The 23,012-nt window shown below is 56.1% G+C and carries 24 protein-coding genes; 7 read left to right on the top strand and 17 right to left on the bottom strand.

Features of this window, described 5'->3' with window-relative positions; translation table 11 throughout:
• Window positions 1-23 precede the first annotated feature (23 nt).
• Window positions 24-743: a DUF2884 domain-containing protein gene (locus ES815_RS06010; RefSeq protein WP_142487054.1), complete on the top strand. Its 720-nt coding sequence runs from the start codon at window positions 24-26 to the stop codon at window positions 741-743.
• 43 nt (window positions 744-786) lie between these two features.
• On the opposite strand, the gene ES815_RS06005 is transcribed toward ES815_RS06010, so the two are convergent.
• The 8 genes from ES815_RS06005 to ES815_RS05970 form a co-directional block, all read right to left on the bottom strand.
• Window positions 787-2,088, bottom strand: coding sequence for a TRAP transporter large permease (locus ES815_RS06005; RefSeq protein ID WP_142487053.1), 1,302 nt, complete (start codon window positions 2,086-2,088; stop codon window positions 787-789).
• Entirely contained in the window at window positions 2,088-2,591 is a 504-nt protein-coding gene (locus tag ES815_RS06000) for a TRAP transporter small permease (RefSeq protein WP_142487052.1), read from the bottom strand. Before ES815_RS06000 ends, ES815_RS06005 begins: the two co-directional genes overlap by 1 nt.
• Window positions 2,592-2,637: 46 nt before the next feature.
• Complete coding sequence (locus ES815_RS05995; protein WP_409518831.1) at window positions 2,638-3,582, bottom strand: TRAP transporter substrate-binding protein; 945 nt, start codon at window positions 3,580-3,582, stop codon at window positions 2,638-2,640.
• Window positions 3,583-3,915: 333 nt separating this feature from the next.
• Entirely contained in the window at window positions 3,916-5,052 is a 1,137-nt protein-coding gene (gene hemW / locus ES815_RS05990) for a radical SAM family heme chaperone HemW (protein ID WP_142487050.1), read from the bottom strand.
• Window positions 5,045-5,638, bottom strand: coding sequence for an XTP/dITP diphosphatase (locus tag ES815_RS05985; RefSeq protein WP_142487049.1), 594 nt, complete (start codon window positions 5,636-5,638; stop codon window positions 5,045-5,047). The genes hemW and ES815_RS05985 overlap by 8 nt, the downstream gene beginning before the upstream one ends.
• A gap of 3 nt (window positions 5,639-5,641) precedes the next feature.
• A complete protein-coding gene (yggU, locus tag ES815_RS05980; protein ID WP_103822821.1) occupies window positions 5,642-5,938 on the bottom strand; it encodes a DUF167 family protein YggU in 297 nt (98 codons plus the stop codon).
• Window positions 5,935-6,501, bottom strand: a complete 567-nt coding sequence (locus ES815_RS05975; RefSeq protein ID WP_142487048.1) for a YggT family protein — start codon at window positions 6,499-6,501, stop codon at window positions 5,935-5,937. Before ES815_RS05975 ends, yggU begins: the two co-directional genes overlap by 4 nt.
• A 24-nt stretch (window positions 6,502-6,525) precedes the next feature.
• On the bottom strand, window positions 6,526-7,224 hold the full coding sequence (locus tag ES815_RS05970; protein ID WP_142487047.1) for a YggS family pyridoxal phosphate-dependent enzyme: 699 nt from the start codon (window positions 7,222-7,224) through the stop codon (window positions 6,526-6,528).
• Window positions 7,225-7,241: 17 nt separating this feature from the next.
• Between ES815_RS05970 and ES815_RS05965 the strand changes: the two genes are divergently transcribed.
• Window positions 7,242-8,219, top strand: coding sequence for a type IV pilus twitching motility protein PilT (locus tag ES815_RS05965; protein WP_142487046.1), 978 nt, complete (start codon window positions 7,242-7,244; stop codon window positions 8,217-8,219).
• A gap of 86 nt (window positions 8,220-8,305) precedes the next feature.
• Window positions 8,306-8,995 carry an IclR family transcriptional regulator gene (locus ES815_RS05960; protein WP_142487045.1) on the top strand — a complete coding sequence of 230 codons (690 nt, stop codon included), beginning with the start codon at window positions 8,306-8,308 and terminating at the stop codon, window positions 8,993-8,995.
• A gap of 38 nt (window positions 8,996-9,033) precedes the next feature.
• On the opposite strand, the gene ruvX is transcribed toward ES815_RS05960, so the two are convergent.
• The 8 genes from ruvX to metK form a co-directional block, all read right to left on the bottom strand.
• Window positions 9,034-9,450 carry a Holliday junction resolvase RuvX gene (gene ruvX, locus ES815_RS05955; RefSeq protein WP_142487044.1) on the bottom strand — a complete coding sequence of 139 codons (417 nt, stop codon included), beginning with the start codon at window positions 9,448-9,450 and terminating at the stop codon, window positions 9,034-9,036.
• On the bottom strand, window positions 9,450-10,010 hold the full coding sequence (locus ES815_RS05950; RefSeq protein ID WP_142487043.1) for a YqgE/AlgH family protein: 561 nt from the start codon (window positions 10,008-10,010) through the stop codon (window positions 9,450-9,452). Before ES815_RS05950 ends, ruvX begins: the two co-directional genes overlap by 1 nt.
• A 91-nt stretch (window positions 10,011-10,101) precedes the next feature.
• Window positions 10,102-11,049: a glutathione synthase gene (gene gshB, locus ES815_RS05945; protein WP_142487042.1), complete on the bottom strand. Its 948-nt coding sequence runs from the start codon at window positions 11,047-11,049 to the stop codon at window positions 10,102-10,104.
• 19 nt (window positions 11,050-11,068) lie between these two features.
• On the bottom strand, window positions 11,069-11,800 hold the full coding sequence (gene rsmE / locus ES815_RS05940; protein ID WP_142490023.1) for a 16S rRNA (uracil(1498)-N(3))-methyltransferase: 732 nt from the start codon (window positions 11,798-11,800) through the stop codon (window positions 11,069-11,071).
• 111 nt (window positions 11,801-11,911) lie between these two features.
• The gene (gene endA, locus ES815_RS05935) at window positions 11,912-12,619 is read right to left on the bottom strand and encodes a deoxyribonuclease I (protein WP_142487041.1); all 708 of its coding nucleotides are present in this window, start codon (window positions 12,617-12,619) and stop codon (window positions 11,912-11,914) included.
• A gap of 94 nt (window positions 12,620-12,713) precedes the next feature.
• Complete coding sequence (locus ES815_RS05930; RefSeq protein ID WP_142487040.1) at window positions 12,714-13,211, bottom strand: SprT family zinc-dependent metalloprotease; 498 nt, start codon at window positions 13,209-13,211, stop codon at window positions 12,714-12,716.
• Window positions 13,212-13,283: 72 nt separating this feature from the next.
• Window positions 13,284-14,681: a sugar porter family MFS transporter gene (locus tag ES815_RS05925; RefSeq protein WP_142487039.1), complete on the bottom strand. Its 1,398-nt coding sequence runs from the start codon at window positions 14,679-14,681 to the stop codon at window positions 13,284-13,286.
• Between the two features lie 209 nt (window positions 14,682-14,890).
• Window positions 14,891-16,045 carry a methionine adenosyltransferase gene (gene metK / locus ES815_RS05920; RefSeq protein WP_142487038.1) on the bottom strand — a complete coding sequence of 385 codons (1,155 nt, stop codon included), beginning with the start codon at window positions 16,043-16,045 and terminating at the stop codon, window positions 14,891-14,893.
• 660 nt (window positions 16,046-16,705) lie between these two features.
• Here metK and yqgB point away from each other — a divergent pair.
• The 3 genes from yqgB to speB all read left to right on the top strand — a co-directional run bounded on the left by yqgB (window position 16,706) and on the right by speB (window position 19,935).
• Window positions 16,706-16,837, top strand: a complete 132-nt coding sequence (yqgB, locus tag ES815_RS05915) for an acid stress response protein YqgB (RefSeq protein ID WP_127472193.1) — start codon at window positions 16,706-16,708, stop codon at window positions 16,835-16,837.
• A gap of 8 nt (window positions 16,838-16,845) precedes the next feature.
• Complete coding sequence (speA, locus tag ES815_RS05910) at window positions 16,846-18,822, top strand: biosynthetic arginine decarboxylase (protein ID WP_142487037.1); 1,977 nt, start codon at window positions 16,846-16,848, stop codon at window positions 18,820-18,822.
• Between the two features lie 192 nt (window positions 18,823-19,014).
• Entirely contained in the window at window positions 19,015-19,935 is a 921-nt protein-coding gene (gene speB / locus ES815_RS05905) for an agmatinase (protein WP_142487036.1), read from the top strand.
• Between the two features lie 40 nt (window positions 19,936-19,975).
• On the opposite strand, the gene ES815_RS05900 is transcribed toward speB, so the two are convergent.
• Complete coding sequence (locus ES815_RS05900; RefSeq protein ID WP_142487035.1) at window positions 19,976-20,734, bottom strand: M48 family metallopeptidase; 759 nt, start codon at window positions 20,732-20,734, stop codon at window positions 19,976-19,978.
• Window positions 20,735-21,014: 280 nt separating this feature from the next.
• Here ES815_RS05900 and tkt point away from each other — a divergent pair, with 280 nt between their 5' ends.
• Window positions 21,015-23,006: a transketolase gene (gene tkt / locus ES815_RS05895; RefSeq protein ID WP_142487034.1), complete on the top strand. Its 1,992-nt coding sequence runs from the start codon at window positions 21,015-21,017 to the stop codon at window positions 23,004-23,006.
• Window positions 23,007-23,012 lie beyond the last annotated feature (6 nt).

Here is a 23,012-nt window from a genome sequence, read left to right as displayed (position 1 = left end):
CCGTTTTGTATGAGGGAGAATATATGATGCGCAAAACGCTGCTCGCTACGGCTTTAATGACCACGGCTCTGACCGCTCACGCAGACTACAAATGCGAAGTCACGCCGCGTGACGACGTGATCTTGAGCCCGCAAACCGTGCAGGTAAAAGGTGAGAACGGCAATCTGGTGATCACTCCGGATGGCAACGTCATGTTTAACGGCAAGCAATACACGCTGAGCGCAGCCCAACGTGAACAGGCGAAAGATTACCAGGCCGATCTGCGCAGCGCGCTACCATGGATCGACGAAGGCGCTCTGACCCGTGTGGAAAAAGGCCGTGTCGCGCTGGATAAGATCATTGCTAAAGAGGTAGGGGAGAGCAGCAATATGCGCTCGCGCCTGACCAAACTGGACGCGCAGTTAAAAGAGCAGATGAACCGGATTATTGAACATCGTACCGATGGCCTGACGTTCCACTATCAGGCGATCGATCAGGTACGTGCCGACGGCCAGCAGCTGGTAAATCAGGCGATGGGCGGCATTCTGCAGGACAGTATCAACGAGATGGGCGCTAAAGCAGTGCTGAAAGGCGGCGGCAACCCGCTGCAGGGCGTGCTGGGTAGTCTGGGCGGGCTGCAAACTTCCATTCAGAACGAGTGGAAGAACCAGGAAGCGGATTTCAAGGAGTTTGGCAAAGACGTGTGTAAACGCGTGGTTTCGCTGGAAGAGAGCCGCAAGGGGCTGGTCAGCGGCCTGAAATAAGCCACATTATCCAGCAAAGGGGATCTCCCTTTGCTGGTCTGAACTACATCAATCCCAACAGTTGCGGGATACACAACGAAATTGCCGGGATGTAGGCGATAAGCATTAGCGCTATCAACAGGGCCGCGTAGAACGGCAATAACGGTTTGATCAGCTGCTGTATATTTACCCCTGAAATTGAACAGCCGACAAACAGCGCACTTCCCACAGGCGGTGTCAGCAGGCCAATACAGAGATTGGCCACCATCATGATGCCAAAATGCACCGGATCCATCCCCAAATCCTGGGCTATAGGCAAGAAGATGGGCGTGAAGATCAGGACCGCAGGGGTCATGTCCATAAAGATCCCCACAATCAGCAGCACGATGTTTATCAACAGCAGAATAATCAGCGGATTATCAGAAATGCCCATAAGGGTATCGCTGATTAAGTAAGGGATATCCGCGTTGGTCATTGCCCATGACATGCCCACGGAAAAGCCGATCAGCAGCAGGACTATGGATGTCATCACCACCGACTCCAGAATAAGCCTGGCTAAATCTCGCCATTTCACTTCACGATAAATCAGCACCGACAGGATGAAGGTGTAGATCACGGCAATGGCTGAGGCTTCGGTAGCCGTAAAGATGCCGCCAAGAATACCCCCCATAACGATGATCACCAGCAGCAGGCTCGGCAGAGCATCGAGCAACGCTTTTAGCGCCTGTGCGCAGGTGGGACGCTTGGCCAGTGGCCGGCCGCGGCGCTTAGCAATGACCGCGCAAACGAGCATAATCGCCAGCCCCATCAGGATCCCCGGCAGATAGCCCGCCATAAATAAAGAGGCTATCGAGACGCCGCCTGCGGTGAGGGAGAAAACAATCAGCACATTGGAAGGCGGAATGAGCAGGCCGGTGATACAGGATGAGACGTTTACCGCGGTGGTGAAGGCGGGATCGTAACCCTGCTTTGTCTGGATGGGATGAAGCGTACCGCCAACGGCCGCGGCCGCCGCAACCGCGGAACCTGAGATAGAGCCAAACATCATATTCGCCAGCACGTTCACATGGCCGAGCGAGCCGGGCACCCGACCCACCATCACCTGCGCCAGCCTGATCAGCCGTATGGCGATCCCGCCGCTGTTCATCAGCGTGCCCGCAAAAATAAAAAAGGGGATCGCCAGCAGCGAGAAATTATCTAAACCGTTCGCCAGGCGCTGGGAAACCGTAATGACGGCGATCTCCCATGGAAACATCAGCAGCATGGAGGCCACGGTGGCGATACCGATTGAAAAAGAGATCGGTATCCCGATGAAAACCAGCACAAAAAAGCTGCCAAAAAGCATCAGCGCTACTGCGTTTTCCATTATATCGTCTCCGGAGATGTACTCTTAAAATGTAGAAAGCTCTGACACACGAAGTTCAGGGCATAAAACATCATCACCATGCCGCTAAGCGGCAGTATGAGATACACGTAACCCATCGGGATCTGCATCGCTGCGGAGACCTGCGCCGTCTCAAAGGTTTTACTTATCAGCCTGATGCCTCCCGTCACGATGACCAGGCCGGCAAAAACAAAAATCATCACATTCACAAACAGGTTCAACAGGGCCTGCTTAGGACGGCTGAGTGATAACGCGAGAAGATCGATTGAGAGGTGTCGCTGAGCGCCAACGGTATAGGCCGCGCCGAGCAACCCAACCCATATCATTAAAAACCGTGCCAGCTCATCGGTGAGTGTGCTGGGCTGGTTAAGGACGTAGCGGCTGATTACCTGCCACACGACACAGACGACCAGTGCAACCATTACTATCACGCAAAAAGCAGCAATGACGCGGTCTACCGCAGCCTTAAGGCGGTTTAATATCATGGCGAATATCCCGTTAAAACAGGGTCTGAACAGACCCTGTGAAAAATTACTGCTTCGCAGCGTTTTCAAACTTCGCCAGCAGGGCGGCTTGTTTGGGATCTTTTTTGAAATCATCGAACAGCGGCTGAACTGCGGCGCGGAAAGGGGCTTTATCCACTTTAACGATTTCACCACCCATCGCTTTTGCCTGAGCGCGGGTATCGGCATCAATCTGCTCCCACAGTTTTTGCTGATAGGTTTGAGAGTTAAGGGCGGCTGTCGCCAGAATGTGTTGTTGTTCAGCTGTCAGGGCATTCCAGGTTTTGGTGGCGATAACCAGAAAGTCCGGGATAGCTGCATGTTCATCCTCAGAGAACACCTTAGCGATTTCAATATGGCGCGTTTGTACCCATGACGGAACGTTATTTTCCGCCCCGTCAACCACACCCTGCTGCATGGCGGTATAGACTTCGCCGAAGGAGACCGGGGTTGGCGAGCCGCCCATTAGCTCCACCATTTTGATCGTGGTTGGGCTTGGCTGAACACGAATTTTGAGCCCCTTCAGATCCGCCGGTTTAGTAATGGGTTTTTTAGCATAGAAACTTCGGGTACCCGCGACATAAGCGGATAAAGCAAAGAAGCCTCTCTCTTTAGTGGATTCCATAATATCTTTGCCGATCTCGCCAAATACAACGGAATTAAAATGCTGCTGATCGTTAAATAAGAAAGGTAAATTATAAATAGCATAAATATTGTCAAAGGATTCCAAATCACTGGCCGATCCTTTGGTCATATCCAGCGCGCCATTTTGTAGGAGCTCCATTGTTTCACGGGCATTCCCCATTTGACTGCTGGGATATATCCGCACGGTCATTTTGCCGTCGGATAACTGGTGTACATCTTTCGCCAGGGCTTCAAATGCGCGATGGACGACGTGGCTGCGTTCAAGGTTATGTGCGAGTTTAAGGGTCACTCTCTCTGCTGCGCTGGCAGGAAAAGTGAATAAGGTCATCAGAAAGGCCCATAACAATAAAAATAGATGCGTTCTTTTTTCCATTATTAAGCTCCATGCTAAAAGATGTCAGAATGAATTCCGTTACGCGATGCTCTTATTTGTATGACAGATTTACAAAGTTGTCGTACATCTGGCGCAATCATAATCACAATTTTCAGCTGGGGTAGTGCTTTATTATTAAAATGTGCGCTGGATTGGAGAAATAAAACGAGAGAGATTAATGGTTTTAGTAATAATATCCGGCAGGCGCCCGGTTATGATTAAAATATCGTGCAGGATAGTCGGTTTTACCGATATATATGAATAATGCGCCCGAAGGCGCATCGAAAATTACTCAGCAAGGAACAGCTCCAGCAGGGAATTGAGAAACAATTTACCCTGCTGAGTGATCTGCCAGTCGTGTTCGCACTCGGTCAGATAACCTTTGGCGATGGCTTCATCCAGCTGAGGACGAATCACCGTTTCAGGTAACCCGGTATACAACGCAAACTCCGCTCGCGGCGCGGCTTCCAGCAGACGGAAGCGGTTCATAAAGAACTCAAACGGCTTATCTTCGGCCTCGACGTCATGGCTGCGCTCCAGATAGCGCCCTTCCATATAGCCACGCGGATGGCGCGTTTTGGCAGTTCGCAGAATGCGACCGTCCGGGAAGGTCACTTTGCCGTGGGCACCGCAGCCAATCCCCAGGTAGTCGCCAAAACGCCAGTAGTTCAGGTTGTGCTGACACTGGTAGCCCGGCTTTGCGTAGGCCGAGGTTTCGTACTGCTGATACCCGGCGGCGGTCAAAAGCCTATGGCCCTGCTCGAAAATATCCCACAGTGCGTCATCATCAGGCAGCACCGGCGGGCGCGAACCAAACAGCGTGTTCGGCTCAATGGTCAGCTGATACCAGGAGAGATGCGGCGGGTTCAGTTCGATGGCCTGGCGCAGATCGTCCAGCGCTTCTTCCAGGGACTGATCCGGCAGGCCGTGCATCAGGTCGAGGTTAAAGCTGCGCAGGCCCAGCCCGGTCGCCAGATGTGCAGCGCGCTTTGCCTCACCCGGGCCATGAATACGCCCCAGACGCTTTAACTTCGGCTCGCTGAAGCTCTGTACCCCAATGGAGATCCGATTTACACCGGCACGCTGATACTCGACAAATCGATCGGCCTCAACCGTACCCGGATTGGCCTCCATGGTAATTTCTGCATCCGCTGCCAGATTGAGGCGCGCACGCACGCCATCCAGCAGCGTCTGCATCGCCGGGCCCGAGAGCAGGCTCGGCGTACCGCCACCAATGAAGATAGTCTTAACTTCACGTCCCTGCGCGTAAGCTACGTCGGCGTCCAGATCGGCAAGCAGATGCTGAACGTAATCGTCATGAGGCACTTCGCCTTTCAGCGCATGCGAATTGAAATCGCAGTACGGGCATTTCTGCACGCACCACGGGATGTGAATATAAAGACTCAGAGGTGGCAAATTAGCCATTACGTAACGCTTCCAGTAACAGTTTCAGTGCGCGCCCACGATGGGAGATCGCGCTTTTCTCTTCGCGGGTCAGTTCCGCAGCGGTTTTGCCCTCGGTCGGGACAAAGAAAATAGGATCGTAGCCAAAACCGCCGTTGCCTGCCGCCTCGCGGGCGATGACACCCGGCCAGCTGCCGTGGCAGACAATCGGGGTAGGATCCTCGGCATGACGCATATAGACCAGCACGCAGTGGAACTGCGCCTGGCGCTGCTCATCCGGTACATCCTTGAGCGCGTCCAGCAGCTTTTCGAGGTTCTGCCGATCGCTGGCATCGACGCCGGAATAGCGGGCGGAGTAGATCCCTGGCGCACCGCCAAGCACGTCCACCGCCAGACCGGAGTCATCGGCAATGGCCGGCAGACCGGTCACCTGCGCCGCGTGGCGCGCCTTCAGAATGGCATTTTCGATAAAGGTCAGGCCGGTCTCTTCGGCCGAGTCCACGCCCAGCTCGGTCTGCGCGACCACATCCAGACCGAAATCATTTAACAGCGAGGCCAGCTCGCGCACCTTACCGGCATTACCGGTAGCGAGAACAACTTTTTGCATGTGTTAATCCTGTTGTATCAGAGCCGCGACTTCCGTCGGGATTTGTTGCGGATTAAGAATTTTGACCTGCTTGTGGCGGCCCAGTTCCCCCTTCTCGATCAGCACCTGGCTTTTCGCGACGCGAAACTGTTTTGCCAGATACTTCACCAGATGGGCATTGGCCTGGCCATCCACAGGAGGGGCGGTGATGGCGACTTTTACTTCGTCGCCATGCAGCCCGATGATAGTGTCGCGGCTGGCTTTCGGCTGAATATACAGCCGTAAAACCAGCCCGTCGGCGCAGGTGCTGACAGCACTCATAACGCCATCCACAGCCCCGGCAGCAGGATGTTGCCCGTGGACTGCAGCAGCTCAGCGATACCCATGTTGATCACGTACAGCAGCAGCACGAGGATCATCGGGGAGAAGTCGATCCCGCCCATGGCAGGCAGCAGGTTACGGATCGGGCGCAGCAGCGGCTCGGTAAGCTGAATAAGGGAATATTCTACCGGGCTACGACCACGGCTGACCCAGCTCATGATCGCCATCACCATTAGCACCCAGAACACCAGCAGGCCGATCGTTTTTAGCAGGATTAACACCGCCGCGATCCAGATGATCGGCTGGAAGGTGATGACCATAAACAGCACGATCGCTTTTACCACGCACAAAATCAGCGCCACCAGCAGAGAGGCGCTGTCAATCGGGCCCATCGGCGGGATCACCCGGCGCAGCGGCCCGATAATCGGCTGGGTCACTTTGACGACAAACTGTGAGAAGGGGTTGTAAAAATCACAACGGGCCCACTGCATCCAGACGCGCAACAAAAGCACCATCGTATACAGTTCAATGACGGTTGAGAGCAGGAAGGTCAACGTCTTCATGGCGTTCCTCAGGTTTCCTTATTATTAGGTGTAATCGCGCGCACCGAAAATTGCTGTGCCGATGCGCACCATGGTGCTGCCAGCCGCAATCGCGGCAGCCATATCGTCCGTCATGCCCAGTGAAAGCGTGTCGACCGTTGGGAAGCGTGTTTTAAGCGCCTCAAATGCTACAGCCATTTGCCGGGCGACGGCAAACTGCCTGTCGTAATCTGACTCCGGGGCCGGGATCGCCATTAACCCGCGAAGCCTGAGGCCAGGCAGCATCGCCACCTGATCCGCCAGTTGTTCCAGTTCCTCCAGAGCAATACCTGACTTGCTGTTTTCATCGCTAATGTTGATTTGAATCAGCACGTTAAGCGGTGGCATCTCTGCCGGGCGCTGCTCGCTCAGACGGCTGGCGATACGCAGACGATCCACCGTATGACACCAGTCAAAATGCTCCGCCACCAGCCGGCTTTTGTTCGACTGTAATGGCCCGATAAAGTGCCACTGCAGATCCGCGGTGCCTTTTTCCCGGAAATGGCGGATTTTTTCCACCCCTTCCTGCACGTAGTTTTCACCGAACATGCGCTGGCCTGCATCGATCGCTTCTGCGATGGCGCTCGCAGGCTTGGTTTTACTGACTGCAAGCAACGTAACTTCTTCTGAACTACGGCCGCAAACTGTTGCCGCGGCTGAGATTTTGTCCCTGACCTGTGCCAGGTTATGCGCAATGTCGTTCATTTTCCGAGGATCATTAAATGGATATGGAAGAAATTGTGGCCCTTAGTGTAAAGCATAACGTGTCGGATCTACACCTGTGCAGTAACGCACCACCGCGCTGGCGGCGGCGAGGAGAAATGGAATTCGCCCCTTTTCCGGGGCCGGATGTGGTGATGCTGCTCAAACGCTGGCTCAGCGACGAACAGCAGGGGGCATGGTGCGCCCAGGGGCAGGTGGACTTTGCCGTTACACTGAAGCACCACCGGCTGCGGGCCAGCGCCTTCGCCCATACGCAAGGGTGTTCGCTGGCGCTCCGGCTGTTGCCCGAAAATTGCCCTCAGCTGTGTACCCTGGACACGCCGCGAGCGATCCCCGAGCTGCTCACCAGCGATAACGGGCTGATTCTGGTAACCGGGGCCACCGGCAGCGGTAAATCCACCACGCTTGCGGCCATGGTCGACTTTCTCAATCACCACAGCGACGGTCATATCCTGACCCTGGAAGATCCGGTGGAGTTTATCCATCAGAGCAAGCGTTGTCTGGTGCAGCAGCGGGAGATTGGCCTGCATTGCCCCTCTTTTGCCGATGGGCTTCGGGCTGCGCTGCGTGAAGATCCTGACGTGATCCTGTTAGGCGAACTGCGCGACAGCGAAACGATCCGCCTTGCGCTCACCGCCGCAGAGACCGGACATCTGGTGCTGGCGACCCTGCATACCCGGGGGGCCGCCCAGGCGATAGAGCGGCTGGTGGATGCCTTCCCGGCCGAGGAGAAAGAGCCGGTACGTAAGCAGCTGGCCGGCAGCCTGCGGGCGGTGCTGGCGCAAAAGCTCGAAAGGGATAACCAGCAGGGACGCGTCGCGCTGTTCGAGCTCCTGGTTAACACCCCTGCGGCGGCCAATTTGATCCGCGAAGGTAAAACCTGGCAACTGCCCGGCGTGATCCAGACCGGGTTGCAGGCAGGGATGCAGAACTTTGAGCAGAGCCGTGCTGAACGCAGGGCACAGGGGCGGCTTTAATACGGCAGAGAATGAATTTCGCGGCCTTGTATCCTTCTCCATGGGCGGTAAAATCGAGCCTCTGATTGCACACCTTGAAAGCGGCTATGTCATCACAACCGAACCAAAGTCTTATCGACGGCATTCGCTGTCTGCAATATCTGGTTTCCAGCGGCCGCGCCATCGGCTGTCGTGAACTTGCGCGGCTAATGGGGATCAACACCACCCGTGTGAACCGTTTGCTGATGACCATGGCCTCTATTGGCCTGACCATGCAAGACGAGCACCGACGCTACCTGCCTGGTCCCGGCATTCATGCCCTGGCGGCCCAGTCAATTCGCGGCTCCGAGCTCTTCTCCCGTGCCTTGCCCCGGCTGGAACGCAATGCGCCACGCGATATCGTGGTGGCGCTGGGCGTGCTGTGGGAGGATCAGGTGATCTATATCTGGCACTCCGTGCCCGGCAGCCAGACCACCCAGGCGCTGGCCGGTTTCCACATGCTGCCTGCCTGGCAATCAGTGATAGGCATGTCGCTGCTGGCGAGTGAGACGGACGAGGCGCTGATACCGCGCTTTACGCCCGAGCAGTGGCAAAACCTTGCCCCGCATGTGGCGCAGCAGCGTCAGCAGGGGCATGTGGTCTGGCACCATGATGACGGCGAAGTGTCGATGGCTATACCCGTGGGCGTGCATCATGCCGCGCTGGCCTTTGCCGGTATGTGGAATGTTGAGGATGAGCATGTCCGCACGCGTCTGGCTGAGCTGACGGCGCTCAACGCCACGTTGCTGGAAGAGTAAGGGGTATTTGCCCGGCGTACCGGGCAAAGGGAAGGGGATCAGTAACCCTGCTCGAAGAAGCTTTCGAGGATAATCACCGCCGAGGCGGAATCGACGCTGCCTTTAGTGAGCGCGCGAAAACCGCCGTGCTCAAACAGGCCGGCGCGGGCTTCTACCGTGCTCAGTCGTTCATCGTGCAGCTTAATCGCCACGCCAAAACGGCCATGAATTTTATTGGCAAAATTGCGTGCGCGTGCAGTCAATGGCTGTTCGGTGCCATCCATATTCAGCGGCAGCCCGACAATCACTACCTCCGGCTGCCACTCTTTCAGCAGACGCTCAATCAGGTTCCAGTCCGGCGTGCCGTTTTGCGCCTTCAGCGCCGTCAGCGGACGGGCGGTGCCGGTGATGCGCTGGCCGATCGCCACGCCGATACTTTTGGTGCCGAAATCAAACGCGAGAAGCGTGCCGCTCATCAGGCATGCCCCGCTACGCCAGGCATGGTCTGGATATCAATGCCAATCAGCTTAGCCGCATCACGCCAGCGATCGGCGATAGGCGTTTTAAACAGGATGTTTAAATCTGCCGGGGCCGTCAGCCAGGCGTTATCCAGGATCTCCTGCTCAAGCTGGCCTTTTTCCCATGAGGAGTAGCCAAGCGCCACCAGCACATCGGCTGGCTGCTTTTCCGTGCCCAGGGTTTCCAGCACGTCGCGGGAGGTGGTGATCACGGTGTTGTCAGAGATACGGATACTGGAGGAAAAACCTGGCGGCGTATGCAGAATAAAGCCGCGATCTTCCGCCAGCGGGCCGCCCAGCATCACCGGTTTGTCGAGACGAATTTCTGGAACTCGTTCGTCCTGGGAAATTTTTAATTTGTCCAGAATGCCTTCAACAGACAGATTTTCCAGCGGTTTATTGATGATAATACCCATCGCGCCATCTTCGCTGTACTCGCAGATGTAAACGACCGCACGACGGAAAATCGGATCCTGGAGAGCAGGCATGGCAATAAGAAAGTGATGCTGTAAATTCATTGTCAGAGGTTCTGTTTCCTGGTTTAAAAAGCGACAGCACCCAGTATGCGTACAAACCTGAATGCTGTCACTAACAGTATTGGCTGGGTTATTACTGCTTCAGACGTTTTTCGATCGCATCCATCAGCATGCCGGTAATAGATACCGGGAACACGGCTTCGATTTCGCGAATACAGGTCGGGCTGGTAACGTTCACTTCCGTCAGGCGATCGCCAATGATGTCGAGGCCAACAAAGATCAGCCCTTTGGCTTTTAACATCGGGCCGACGCGGCGGGCAATTTCCCAGTCGCTTTCGGTCAGCGGACGCGGTTCGCCACGGCCACCGGCCGCCAGGTTACCACGGGTTTCGCCGCCCTGTGGGATACGCGCCAGGCAGTACGGCACCGGCTCACCATCCACCACCAGCACGCGCTTGTCGCCGTCGACAATCGCCGGGATATAGTTCTGCGCCATGCAGTAGCGGGAGCCATGCTCGGTCAGGGTTTCGGCGATCACGCCGAGGTTCGGGTCGCCCTCTTTAACGCGGAAGATAGACGCACCGCCCATGCCGTCCAGCGGTTTCAGGATGATATCGCCGTGTTTCTGCCAGAAGGCTTTCAGCTGCGTTTTGCTGCGCGTCACCAGCGTCTCTGGCGTCAGGTCGGAGAACCAGGCGGTGTAGAGCTTCTCGTTGCAGTCGCGCAGGCTCTGCGGTTTGTTGACGATCAGCGTCCCTTTCTCTTCTGCACGCTCAAGGATATAGGTGCAGTAGATGTATTCGGTGTCGAACGGCGGATCTTTACGCATCAGGATGACGTCGAGTTCGGCGAGGGGCAGATCCTGATCGGAGCCGAATTCGTACCATTTATCGTAATTCTGCTCGACGTTGACGATGCGGGTGCGCGCACGGGCTTCGCCGTTAATCAGATACAGGTCGCTCATCTCCATATAGTGGAGCTGATAGCCGCGACGTTGCGCTTCCAGCAGCATAGCGAAGCTGGAATCTTTCTTGATATTGATGCTTGTGATGGGATCCATCACGATGCCGAGCTTAATCATTGTCTTCTCCGTTAATGCTTCAACCTAAATCGCCAAAACGCACCTGCAGGGCGGTAATGGCGGTTAGCGCGGTGGTCTCAGTACGCAGAACGCGGGGTCCTAACAGAATATCAGTAAACTGGTAGCGTGCGGTCATGGCGATCTCATCCGCCGACAGGCCTCCTTCCGGGCCAATCAACAGCCGCACGCGTTCAACCGGCAGCGGCAGGGTGTTGATGCTGGCGCTGGCGCGAGGATGCAGGTTGAGCTTCAGACCCTGTTCCTCTTCCGCACACCAGGCTTCAAGATCCATTGCCGGGCGGATCTCCGGGACGCGATTGCGGCCACACTGTTCACAGGCGGCAACGGCGATCTTCTGCCACTGCTGGAGCTTCTTATTCAGACGTTCAGCATCCAGTTTAACGCCGCAGCGTTCAGAAAAAAGTGGCGTAATGAGGCTTACACCCAGTTCGATCGATTTCTGGATAGTGAATTCCATTTTTTCGCCGCGCGACATCACCTGGCCTAAGTGAATATGCAGCGGCGATTCACGATCGTCGATTTCGCCACGCAAGATACTCACCTGCACGCTTTTTTTATCGGCGCGGGTGATTTGTGCCTCAAACACCTGGTTTGAACCATCAAACAGCTGAATCGCCTGACCTGCGCCCATGCGCAGCACGCGGCCAACGTGGTTGGCCGCCTCTTCAGAGAGGGCAATTTCACTGCCTGCGACAATCATTTCGGGATGATAAATACGAGGAACACGCATAGTTAAGAAGTCCATCAAGAGCTGAGTCCCTTGCACATTCTGTTCTCTCTTCCCTGTGGGAAGAGGGTGAGAGTGAGGGGTACGCAAAGAAACAATTGCCGCTAGTGTAGGTTAGCTCTTTTGCGCCTGGCAAGCGCGCTGGACGTACGGGTTGTGATTCCCCTGCACTTTGGCAATGCGCTCATCGCGCTGGCACTCCCAGGCGGTCACCGGATAGAGTTTATCCCAGGCGTTAAAGAGCTGGGTTTGCTGGCGGGAGAGATTGAGGTCATAGCGATCGCGCATATAGAAGTAGGTGCGGGCGATGCTGCCCCGGGCGCGGGCTGGCGGTTCGGCGAGCTTCTCTTTGAAATCCACCTTCATCGCACACTGACCATACTGGCCTTCACCGCCGTTCCACTGGCTGTACATAAAGTTGCCGCGATCGCCATTCACTTCGCCCACGGCGGGTTGCAGGTTATGCATATCGCTCTCTATCTGGCGATAGACCGGGTCTTTGGCGCAGTTTTTACGCCCGCCATCCTGCCAGCACTGACGCTGGTGGCCAAACTGCCAGGCCGGGACCACATGTTCCCATTCGATACGGCTGGCGCGGTTCTCATTTTTACGCACTTTGTAGCCGCAGGAGGCCAGATCCACGACCCCTTTTTTGCCCTGCCAGTTAATTTTGCAGCCACAGTAAAAATCGCCCGCGACGTCAGCATTGACCTTCACGCCTGCGGCTTTTGCCCGAGAAAAGCTGTGGATACCTTCGGCCAGCGCATGGCCTGAGAACGCGGTCGTCAGAAACGCGACCGCGAGAGAGAAATTACGGGACATCGTGAACTCCGTGTCAAAACGAGCCCGCAACGTAACGAAAGTTGTTCCTGTATGCAATCAGGTAGAGCAGGAATGTTCCTGATAATTCTGCCGCTTACTCCGCAATAAGGGGTTCGCCGCACTTCACGCAGCGGTAGGTGACTTCGCCGCGCACCACCCGGTTATGGCGACGCACGGTGAGCTGGTGCTGCTGGCACTGGCAGCGGTAAGGGAAGGTATTGCGCCGTACTGAATCAAGCTCGAACAGGTGCGTGCGACGAGCTGGAACGCCCAGCACCGCTTCCATCATCCATTTCCACTCTTTGCCGTGGGGCGCCACGCGGCCAAAGTGCTTCCACACCAGCAGGTGCGCCAGCTCATGCGGGATCACTTCGTCGATAAAAGCCTGCTGGTTTTCCAGCATCAGGACCGGGTTGAGGCGGATCTCATACGCGTCCAGCCAGGCGGTGCCGGCTGCGGTGCCGCGCTGCTGCCAGACCAGTTTCGGTTCAGGGTAGTTCCGGGCGAGCTTAAGGTTGGCCTGCGCCAGGCTGTCACGCAGGCTGCGCATGGCGGCTTGCTGGAGCGCAATGGGGAGACGGGGTGTTTTCATAACGGCAGAGCATAGAGCCTGTAGCGGGGCGGTGCAAGCGGCTTCCTCCCGGACGGGAGGAAGCCGGAAGGATCAGTCGTGAGCGCCGATTTCGCGCAGCGGACGACCTTTCATCAGGTTACGTTCAATACGCTCCAGCGACACATGTTTGGTTTCAGGAACCAGCCACAGCGTCAGTACGATAAACACCACGTTCAGACCGCCGTACACCCAGAAGGTATTGGCATTGCCCAGGGTATCGAGCATGGTCAGGAAGGTTGCGCCGACGATCATGTTGGCGATCCAGTTAGTGGCGGTGGAGCAGGTGATGCCGAAATCGCGTCCTTTCAACGGCTGGATCTCGGAACACAGCACCCAGATCAGCGGGCCTGCGCTCATTGCAAAACCAACGATAAACATCAGCAGCATTCCGACGGCCACGTACTGCATGGCTGGGGATTCGATACCGACATGCAGCATCGTGCCCAGGACGCCCATACCAACGGCCATGACCAGGAAGCCCAGCGTCAGCGTCGGTTTACGGCCCCAGCGATCCACCAGACCGATGGCGATAAAGGTCGCCAGCACGTTGGTCAGACCGACGATCACCGTGCCCCACATCTGCTCGGTGGTGTTGCTGTACCCCGCCAGCTCAAAGATTTTTGGCGCGTAATACATGATGACGTTCATCCCGGTGAACTGCTGCATCACCTGCAGCAGCACGCCAAGGAACACCGCCCGGCGGAAGTTGCTGTTCTCTTTAAACAGCGCCCAGCCACTCTGTTTGACCTTCAGGCTTTCGCGGATCTCTTCCAGCTCGCGTTTCGCTTCTTCACTGGTATCGCGCAGGCGCAGCAGCACGCGCTCCGCATCGTTAAAGCGCCGTTTGGCCGCAAACCAGCGCGGGCTGTCAGGGAGGAAGAAGACGCCGATCAGCAGCAGGATCGCCGGGATAATAATCACCCCCAGCATCCAGCGCCATGCGCCGCTGTAGCTGAACGCGGTATCGGACAGGTAGGCCCCGAGAATACCGATGGTGATCATCAGCTGATACATGGAGATCATGCTGCCGCGAATTTTCTCCGGCGCGATCTCAGACAGGTAAAGCGGGGCGGTGTAAGAGGCGACGCCTACCGCCAGGCCCAGCAGCACGCGGGAGACAATCAGCACTTCCACGTTAGGGGCCGCTGCGGAAAAGAGAGAACCGGCGACAAACAGAATGGCACCAATCATCAGGCTCTTTTTACGCCCGAGCTTGAAGGAGAGCCAGCCGCTGCCGACCGCGCCGACCGCCGCACCGAACATCATCGAGCTCACCACCCACTCCTGGGTGTGGGAGTTGATCTGGAATTCATCCGTTATGAACGGTAAGGCCCCGGCAATGACGCCGATATCAAGACCGAAAAGTAATCCTGCCAGGGCAGCAAGGAAGCAGACGAAGAACGTCATCGTCTTGTTGGACGTCCGCCCCTGTTTTTTATTGTCAGGCATTTTGCCCTCCATTTGGCTTAGCTGTTTCATCAATGTAAAGATTTGATTAGGAAACAGTAAAAGTATGTCAGAGGGGGAGGTGTGACAAAGAGAGTATTCCGAAAGGAGGCTGATTTTATCTGGATGTAAGCGATTTCATGGAGGGCGTTATGTAGCAGAAAACAAAAAGGCCAGCACGGGGCTGGCCTTTCAGGAACGCTGTCAGTCGATTATTTCAGACCGGCAGCGTCACGCAGCTGGGCGGCTTTGTCGGTTTTTTCCCATGGGAAATGTTCGCGACCAAAGTGACCGTATGCAGCAGTTTCTTTGTAGATTGGGTGCAGCAGATCCAGCATCTGAATCAGGCCGTATGGACGCAGGTCGAAGAACTCGCGCACCAGCAGGGTCAGCTGTTCTGAAGGCACTTTCTCAGTACCAAAGGTTTCAACCATGATGGAGGTTGGCTCAGCCACGCCGATGGCGTAGGAGACCTGGATCTCACAGCGGTCAGCCAGACCCGCAGCAACGATGTTTTTCGCAACATAACGTGCTGCATAGGCTGCGGAACGGTCTACTTTAGACGGATCCTTACCGGAGAAGGCGCCGCCACCGTGACGCGCCATGCCGCCGTAGGTATCAACGATGATCTTACGACCGGTCAGACCGCAGTCGCCCATTGGTCCACCGATAACAAAGCGGCCCGTTGGGTTGATGAAGTATTTGGTAGAGGCGTTCAGCCACTCGGTCGGCAGAACCGGCTTGATGATCTCTTCCATCACCGCTTCCTGCAGGGATTTCTGGTCGATATCTTCAGCGTGCTGCGTGGACAGAACCACCGCGTCGATGCCGACAATTTTGCCGTCGTCGTACTGGAAGGTCACCTGGCTTTTCGCATCCGGACGCAGCCACGGCAGAGTGCCGTTTTTACGCACTTCAGCCTGACGCTGCACCAGACGGTGAGCATAGGTGATTGGCGCTGGCATCAGCACGTCGGTTTCGTTGGTGGCGTAGCCAAACATCAGGCCCTGATCGCCCGCGCCCTGCTCAAGCGGATCGGCACGGTCAACGCCCTGGTTGATGTCCGGGGACTGTTTGCCGATGGCGCTCAGTACGGCGCACGAGTTGGCATCAAAGCCCATATCAGAATGCACATAGCCGATTTCACGCACGGTGTTACGGGTGATCTCTTCGATATCAACCCATGCACTGGTGGTGATTTCACCGCCAACCATCACCATGCCGGTTTTGACATAGGTCTCACAGGCGACGCGCGCTTTTGGATCCTGCTCGAGGATCGCATCCAGCACCGCATCAGAGATTTGGTCAGCAATTTTATCAGGATGTCCTTCTGATACGGACTCGGACGTAAACAGGTGTTTTGCCATGTTTTAATTTACCTAAGGAGAATTTGTTTAGCTCAAACTGTCGTGTGGGATAGCCGTGGCAGGGTTTTCCACCAGAACTTGCAGATGATGACACTGGCAGTCTGAGTGTTAATCAGTATGGATGGATTAACATCTGGATGGCTATTTTAGGTCACTTCTTAGCCCCATTTCCAGTTTTTTTTGAATCCATGCGCACGCCATTGAAAACCCGACTGGAAATTTTTGCTGACGGTCCCGGCAATGCGCACATTTATATTTTGCATTTTCCCTGTCTTGTCGGTATAAAACGCGGCGCGCGGCTCATACAAAAAAGCACACGACGATTCTTCGTGTCGCCACTTCCAGCCGGGTAAAGCAGTGAACTTTTAGCTTTAACTTGTCGCGGGTTTGCTTAAGCTTGCGTGGAGGTGATACGAGATAATGAACCGTCGTTTTCCGCTTAGTCAGTTCTGCCTTTCAGGCCGGAACATGTTCCCCGCCATTCGCATTTCTAATCTGCAAACCTGCCGATGTTATACCCATCTCGGCGCTTCTCAGGATTCCAGGGCAGGCACTACGCTTTGTGAAGTCTGAACAAGGGCGCTCTTGTAAATACAAGAGTTTTCTCGTGGTTTCGCCGGACCTTGTCATACAGAGTTCGGATACGTGTTTTACAATGATATGAATAAGAAACCGGTCGCACGCCCCGGCTTTCAGCATTCTGTGCTGGAAATCCGGTCGGATAATGGGTTGTTATCGCAGATTGACGCTGCGATAGTAGTCAACTGTTTTACACTGAATAGTAAGAGTTGAGGTTCGCTATGTCTGACGACATGTCTTCGTTTTCGCCTTCGTCAGCAGGCGAACAGGGTGTACTACGTTCTATGCAGGAGGTTGCGATGAGCTCCCAGGAAGCCAGCAAGATGCTGCGCACTTACAATATTGCCTGGTGGGGCAATAACTACTACGACGTCAACGAACTGGGCCACATCAGCGTTTGCCCGGATCCTGACGTACCGGAAGCGCGCGTCGATCTCGCCAAACTGGTGAAAGCGCGTGAAGCGCAGGGGCAGCGTCTGCCTGCACTGTTCTGCTTCCCGCAGATCCTGCAACACCGTCTGCGTTCCATCAACGCCGCCTTCAAACGCGCGCGAGAATCTTACGGCTACAACGGCGACTATTTCCTGGTCTATCCGATCAAGGTGAACCAGCATCGTCGCGTTATCGAATCCTTAATTCACTCCGGCGAACCGCTGGGGCTGGAAGCCGGCTCCAAAGCAGAGCTGATGGCGGTACTGGCCCATGCCGGCATGACCCGCTCGGTGATCGTCTGTAACGGCTATAAAGACCGTGAATACATTCGTCTGGCGCTGATCGGCGAGAAGATGGGCCACAAGGTCTATCTGGTCATCGAGAAGATGTCCGAAATTAATATCGTGCTGGAAGAGGCCGAGCGTCTGAACGTGGTGCCACGCCTTGGCGTGCGTGCGCGTCTGGCCTCGCAGGGTTCCGGTAAATGGCAGTCCTCCGGCGGCGAAAAATCCAAATTCGGCCTCGCGGCGAATCAGGTTCTGCAGCTGGTCGAAATCATGCGTGAGCGTGGTCGTCTGGACAGCATTCAGCTCCTGCACTTCCACCTCGGTTCCCAGATGGCCAACATCCGCGATATCGCTACCGGCGTGCGTGAGTCGGCCCGGTTCTACGTGGAGCTGCACAAGCTGGGCGTGAACATCCAGTGCTTCGACGTCGGTGGCGGCCTGGGCGTGGACTATGAAGGGACCCGCTCGAAGTCCGACTGCTCGGTGAACTACGGCCTGAACGAATATGCCAACAACATCATCTGGGCGATTGGCGATGCCTGTGAAGAGAACGGTCTGCCGCACCCGACGGTGATCACCGAGTCCGGTCGTGCGGTTACCGCGCACCACACGGTACTGGTGTCTAACATCATTGGCGTTGAGCGCAACGAATACACCGAAGCGACCCCGCCGGAAGACGATGCACCGCGCGCGCTGCAAAGCATGTGGGAAACCTGGATTGAGATGCACGAGCCGGGCACCCGCCGTTCCCTGCGTGAGTGGCTGCACGACAGCCAGATGGACCTGCACGATATTCACACTGGTTATTCATCCGGTACATACAGCCTGCAGGAGCGTGCCTGGGCCGAGCAGCTGTATCTGAACATGTGCCATGAAGTGCAGAAACAGCTCGACCCGAGCAACCGCGCACACCGTCCGATTATCGACGAGCTGCAGGAGCGTATGGCGGACAAGATGTACGTCAACTTCTCGCTGTTCCAGTCGATGCCGGATGCCTGGGGTATCGATCAGCTCTTCCCGGTACTGCCGCTGGAAGGGTTGAATCAGGTACCTGAGCGCCGCGCGGTGCTGCTGGATATCACCTGTGACTCCGACGGGGCTATCGATCACTATATCGACGGTGACGGTATCGCCACCACCATGCCAATGCCGGAGTACGATCCGGAGAACCCGCCAATGCTGGGCTTCTTTATGGTCGGGGCATATCAGGAGATTCTGGGTAACATGCACAACCTGTTCGGGGATACCGAAGCGGTTGACGTGTTTGTCTTCCCTGACGGCAACGTGGAAGTGGAGCTCTCTGACGAGGGTGACACCGTGGCGGATATGCTGCAGTACGTGCAGCTCGATCCGAACAAGCTGCTGACCCAGTTCCGCGATCAGGTGAAAAAGACCGATCTGGACGATACCCTGCAGAAACAGTTCCTGGAAGAGTTCGAAGCCGGGCTGTACGGCTACACGTATCTGGAAGACGAGTAAATGCCGATGCCCGGTGGCGCTACGCTTACCGGGCCTGCGAGCTATACTCACTTGAACCCGTATGAAATAGCGGCGATAATCCGCCGCAACAGGCACTATTCAAATCAATCCCTTCCTCGTCGGGTTTAACGACGCGGAGGGGATTTTTTTTCATCTATTTTTAATGCTTCGACGTTATAAAGAGGTCAGGACATGAGCACTTTAGGACATCAGTACGATAACTCCCTGGTATCTAACGCTTTTGGTTTTTTACGCCTTCCGATGAACTTCCAGCCGTATGAGAGCGATGCGGACTGGGTGATCACCGGGGTGCCATTTGATATGGCGACATCCGGCCGTGCCGGTGGTCGTCATGGCCCGGCGGCCATTCGTCAGGTCTCCACTAACCTGGCCTGGGAGCACAACCGTTTCCCGTGGAACTTCGACATGCGCGAGCGCCTGAACGTGGTTGACTGCGGCGATCTGGTGTATGCCTTCGGTGACGCGCGTGAAATGAGTGAAAAACTGCAGGCCCACGCTGAGAAGCTGCTGGCTGCCGGTAAGCGTATGCTCTCCTTCGGCGGCGACCACTTCGTGACCCTGCCGCTGCTGCGCGCGCACGCGAAGCACTTCGGTAAGATGGCGCTGGTGCATTTCGATGCCCATACCGACACCTACGCGAACGGCTGCGAATTCGACCACGGCACCATGTTCTTCACCGCGCCGAACGAAGGCCTGATCGATCCTAATCACTCGGTGCAGATCGGGATTCGTACCGAGTTCGATAAAGACAATGGCTTCACCGTGCTGGACGCCGGCCAGGTGAACGATCGCGGTGTGGATGACATCATCGCGCAGGTGAAGCAGATCGTTGGCGACATGCCGGTGTACCTGACCTTCGACATCGACTGCCTGGATCCGGCCTTTGCTCCGGGCACCGGTACCCCGGTGATCGGCGGCCTGACCTCCGATCGCGCCATTAAGCTGGTACGCGGCCTGAAGGATCTGAACATCGTTGGCATGGACGTGGTAGAAGTGGCGCCTGCTTACGACCAGTCCGAGATCACCGCGCTGGCCGCGGCGACCCTGGCACTGGAAATGCTCTACATCCAGGCGGCGAAAAAAGGCGAATAATAGAGAGGCCGGGACATGTTGCCCGGCCTGTTTATCGAGGTTACTTAATGCCGTCTGCGGACATGCGATCGCGAATATGCTGCGCACGCGCTGCAGAGGCAGGGTGATCGTCAAACATTGAGCTTTGACGCCCCGCTTCCTGCTGGGCCAGTTTTTCGAAGCTGGTGGCTAAACCTGACGGATTGATGCCGCGTTTGCGCAACAGATCGTAAGAGTAGTCATCGGCTTCAGATTCCTGACGCTGGGAGAACTGGGAGTTGACCAGTTTTTCACCGAGATCGCCAAGCTGCGACTGGGAGAGGCTCCCGACAATGCCGCCGGCAGACGCTGCCGCCACGCGAACGGCGTTGGTGCCAAGCGCAACCTGCATCCCTTTCTTCACGTGGCCAAGCGCAACGTGACCCATTTCATGCCCGATAACCGCTTCGACTTCGTTGTCGTTCATCATGTCCATCAGCCCGCTGTAGACGCGGATGCAGCCGTTGGCCATGGCGAAGGCGTTGACGTCTTTAGCCATGTAGACCTTATAGTTCACCGGCTGGCCATTGATGTTGTCACCAAGAGCAGAAGCAATCTTATCCAGACGCTGAGCGTAAGTGCTGCCTGCCGGCGCGATGGTGGCTTTACCGTCCATCTCCTTACAGGCCTCATCGCTTAATGTTTTAACCTGAGCATCGCTGAGGGAGTAGGCCTGAAAAGCCTCTGCCCCGGAGCTCATCAGACCGCCAGAGTCCATATTCTGACACCCGCTCAGCAGGAGCGTCGTTCCCAGAGCCAGCACTATTGCACGCATTTTCATTAGGTTGCTTCCGCACTCGTTAAACACGATAAATTCTGAAAGTACATCACGGCAGCGAAGCCGGAGTATGGCTAAGTATAAAGAATATAAACGGAGGCGGGCGAGAAGATTGCGCAACGTGCGAGCCTGTTCCAGAGATTTCTTAACCGGCAAAAGAATGGTCCATGTACATGCTTTGTCGCTTGGGTTACATTGTTGGCACTTTTTTCTGGCGTAGCCCAAAACGCGCTGTCGTCAAGCCGAAACGGGTATGGCCTTCAACATCCGATCTGGAGTCAAAATGTCCTCACGTAAAGAGCTTGCCAATGCTATTCGTGCGCTGAGCATGGATGCTGTACAAAAAGCTAAATCCGGTCACCCGGGTGCCCCGATGGGTATGGCTGACATTGCCGAAGTGCTGTGGCGTGATTTCCTGAACCACAACCCGCAGAACCCGGCCTGGGCTGACCGCGACCGCTTCGTGCTGTCCAACGGCCACGGCTCCATGCTGATCTACAGCCTGCTGCACCTCACCGGCTATGACCTGCCAATCGAAGAGCTGAAAAACTTCCGTCAGCTGCACTCCAAAACCCCGGGTCACCCGGAAGTGGGTTACACCGCAGGCGTTGAAACCACTACCGGTCCGCTGGGTCAGGGTATTGCTAACGCAGTGGGCATGGCGATTGCTGAGAAGACGCTGGCGGCGCAGTTCAACCGTCCGGGTCACGACATTGTTGACCACTTCACCTATGCATTCCTCGGCGACGGCTGCATGATGGAAGGTATCTCTCACGAGGTATGCTCCCTGGCCGGTACCCTGAAGCTGGGCAAACTGGTTGCGTTCTATGACGACAACGGCATCTCCATCGACGGCCACGTTGAAGGCTGGTTCACCGACGATACCGCAGCACGTTTCGAAGCCTACGGCTGGCACGTGGTGCGTGGCGTTGACGGCCACGATGCTGAAGCGATTAAACGCGCAGTAGAAGAAGCCCGTGCTGTGACCGACAAACCGTCCCTGCTGATGTGCAAAACCATCATCGGTTTCGGTTCCCCGAACAAAGCCGGTACCCACGACTCACACGGTGCCCCGCTGGGTGACGCTGAGATCGTTCTGACCCGCGAACAGCTGGGCTGGAAACACGCCGCGTTTGAGATCCCGTCTGAGATCTACGCGCAGTGGGATGCAAAAGAAGCCGGCCAGGCCAAAGAAGCGGCCTGGAACGAGAAATTTGCTGCCTACGCGAAAGCCTTCCCGCAGGAAGCGGCTGAATACACCCGTCGTATGAAAGGCGACATGCCGTCTGACTTCGACGCGAAAGCGAACGAGTTCATCGCTAAACTGCAGGCGAACCCGTCCAAAATCGCCAGCCGTAAAGCGTCCCAGAATGCGATCGAAGCTTTCGGCCCGTGGCTGCCAGAGTTCCTCGGCGGCTCCGCTGACCTGGCGCCTTCTAACCTGACTATCTGGTCTGGTTCTAAAGCGATCAATGAAGATGCTGCCGGTAACTACATCCATTACGGTGTACGTGAATTCGGCATGACCGCGATTGCCAACGGTATCTCCCTGCACGGCGGTTTCCTGCCGTACACCTCCACCTTCCTGATGTTCGTGGAATATGCCCGTAACGCAGTGCGTATGGCTGCGCTGATGAAACAGCGTCAGGTGATGGTCTACACCCACGACTCTATCGGTCTGGGCGAAGATGGCCCGACTCACCAGCCGGTTGAGCAGGTCGCTTCCCTGCGTGTTACCCCAAACATGTCTACATGGCGTCCATGTGACCAGGTTGAATCCGCGGTAGCGTGGAAATATGGCGTTGAGCGTCAGGACGGCCCGACCGCACTGATCCTCTCCCGTCAGAACCTGGCTCAGCAGGATCGTACCGAAGAGCAGCTGGCGAACGTCGCCCGCGGCGGTTACGTGCTGAAAGACTGCGACGGTCAGCCACAGGTGATCTTCATCGCGACCGGTTCTGAAGTTGAACTGGCCGTTGCGGCATGGGATCAGCTGGCAGGCGAAGGCGTGAAAGCTCGCGTGGTTTCCATGCCGTCTACCGATACCTTCGACAAGCAGGACGCGGCTTACCGTGAATCCGTGCTGCCGAAAGCCGTTTCTGCCCGTGTTGCTGTCGAAGCGGGTATCGCTGACTACTGGTTCAAATACGTGGGCCTGAACGGCGCTATCGTCGGCATGACCACCTTCGGTGAGTCTGCTCCGGCTGAGCAGCTGTTCGAAGAGTTCGGCTTCACCGTTGAGAACGTGGTCGCGAAAGCGAAAGAACTGCTGTAATTACAT

Source organism: Leclercia adecarboxylata (assembly GCF_006874705.1).
GTDB classification, from domain to species: domain Bacteria; phylum Pseudomonadota; class Gammaproteobacteria; order Enterobacterales; family Enterobacteriaceae; genus Enterobacter; species Enterobacter adecarboxylatus_C.
The sequence above is the reverse complement of the archived record's forward strand: the minus strand, read 5'-3'. Positions and strand labels throughout refer to the sequence as shown.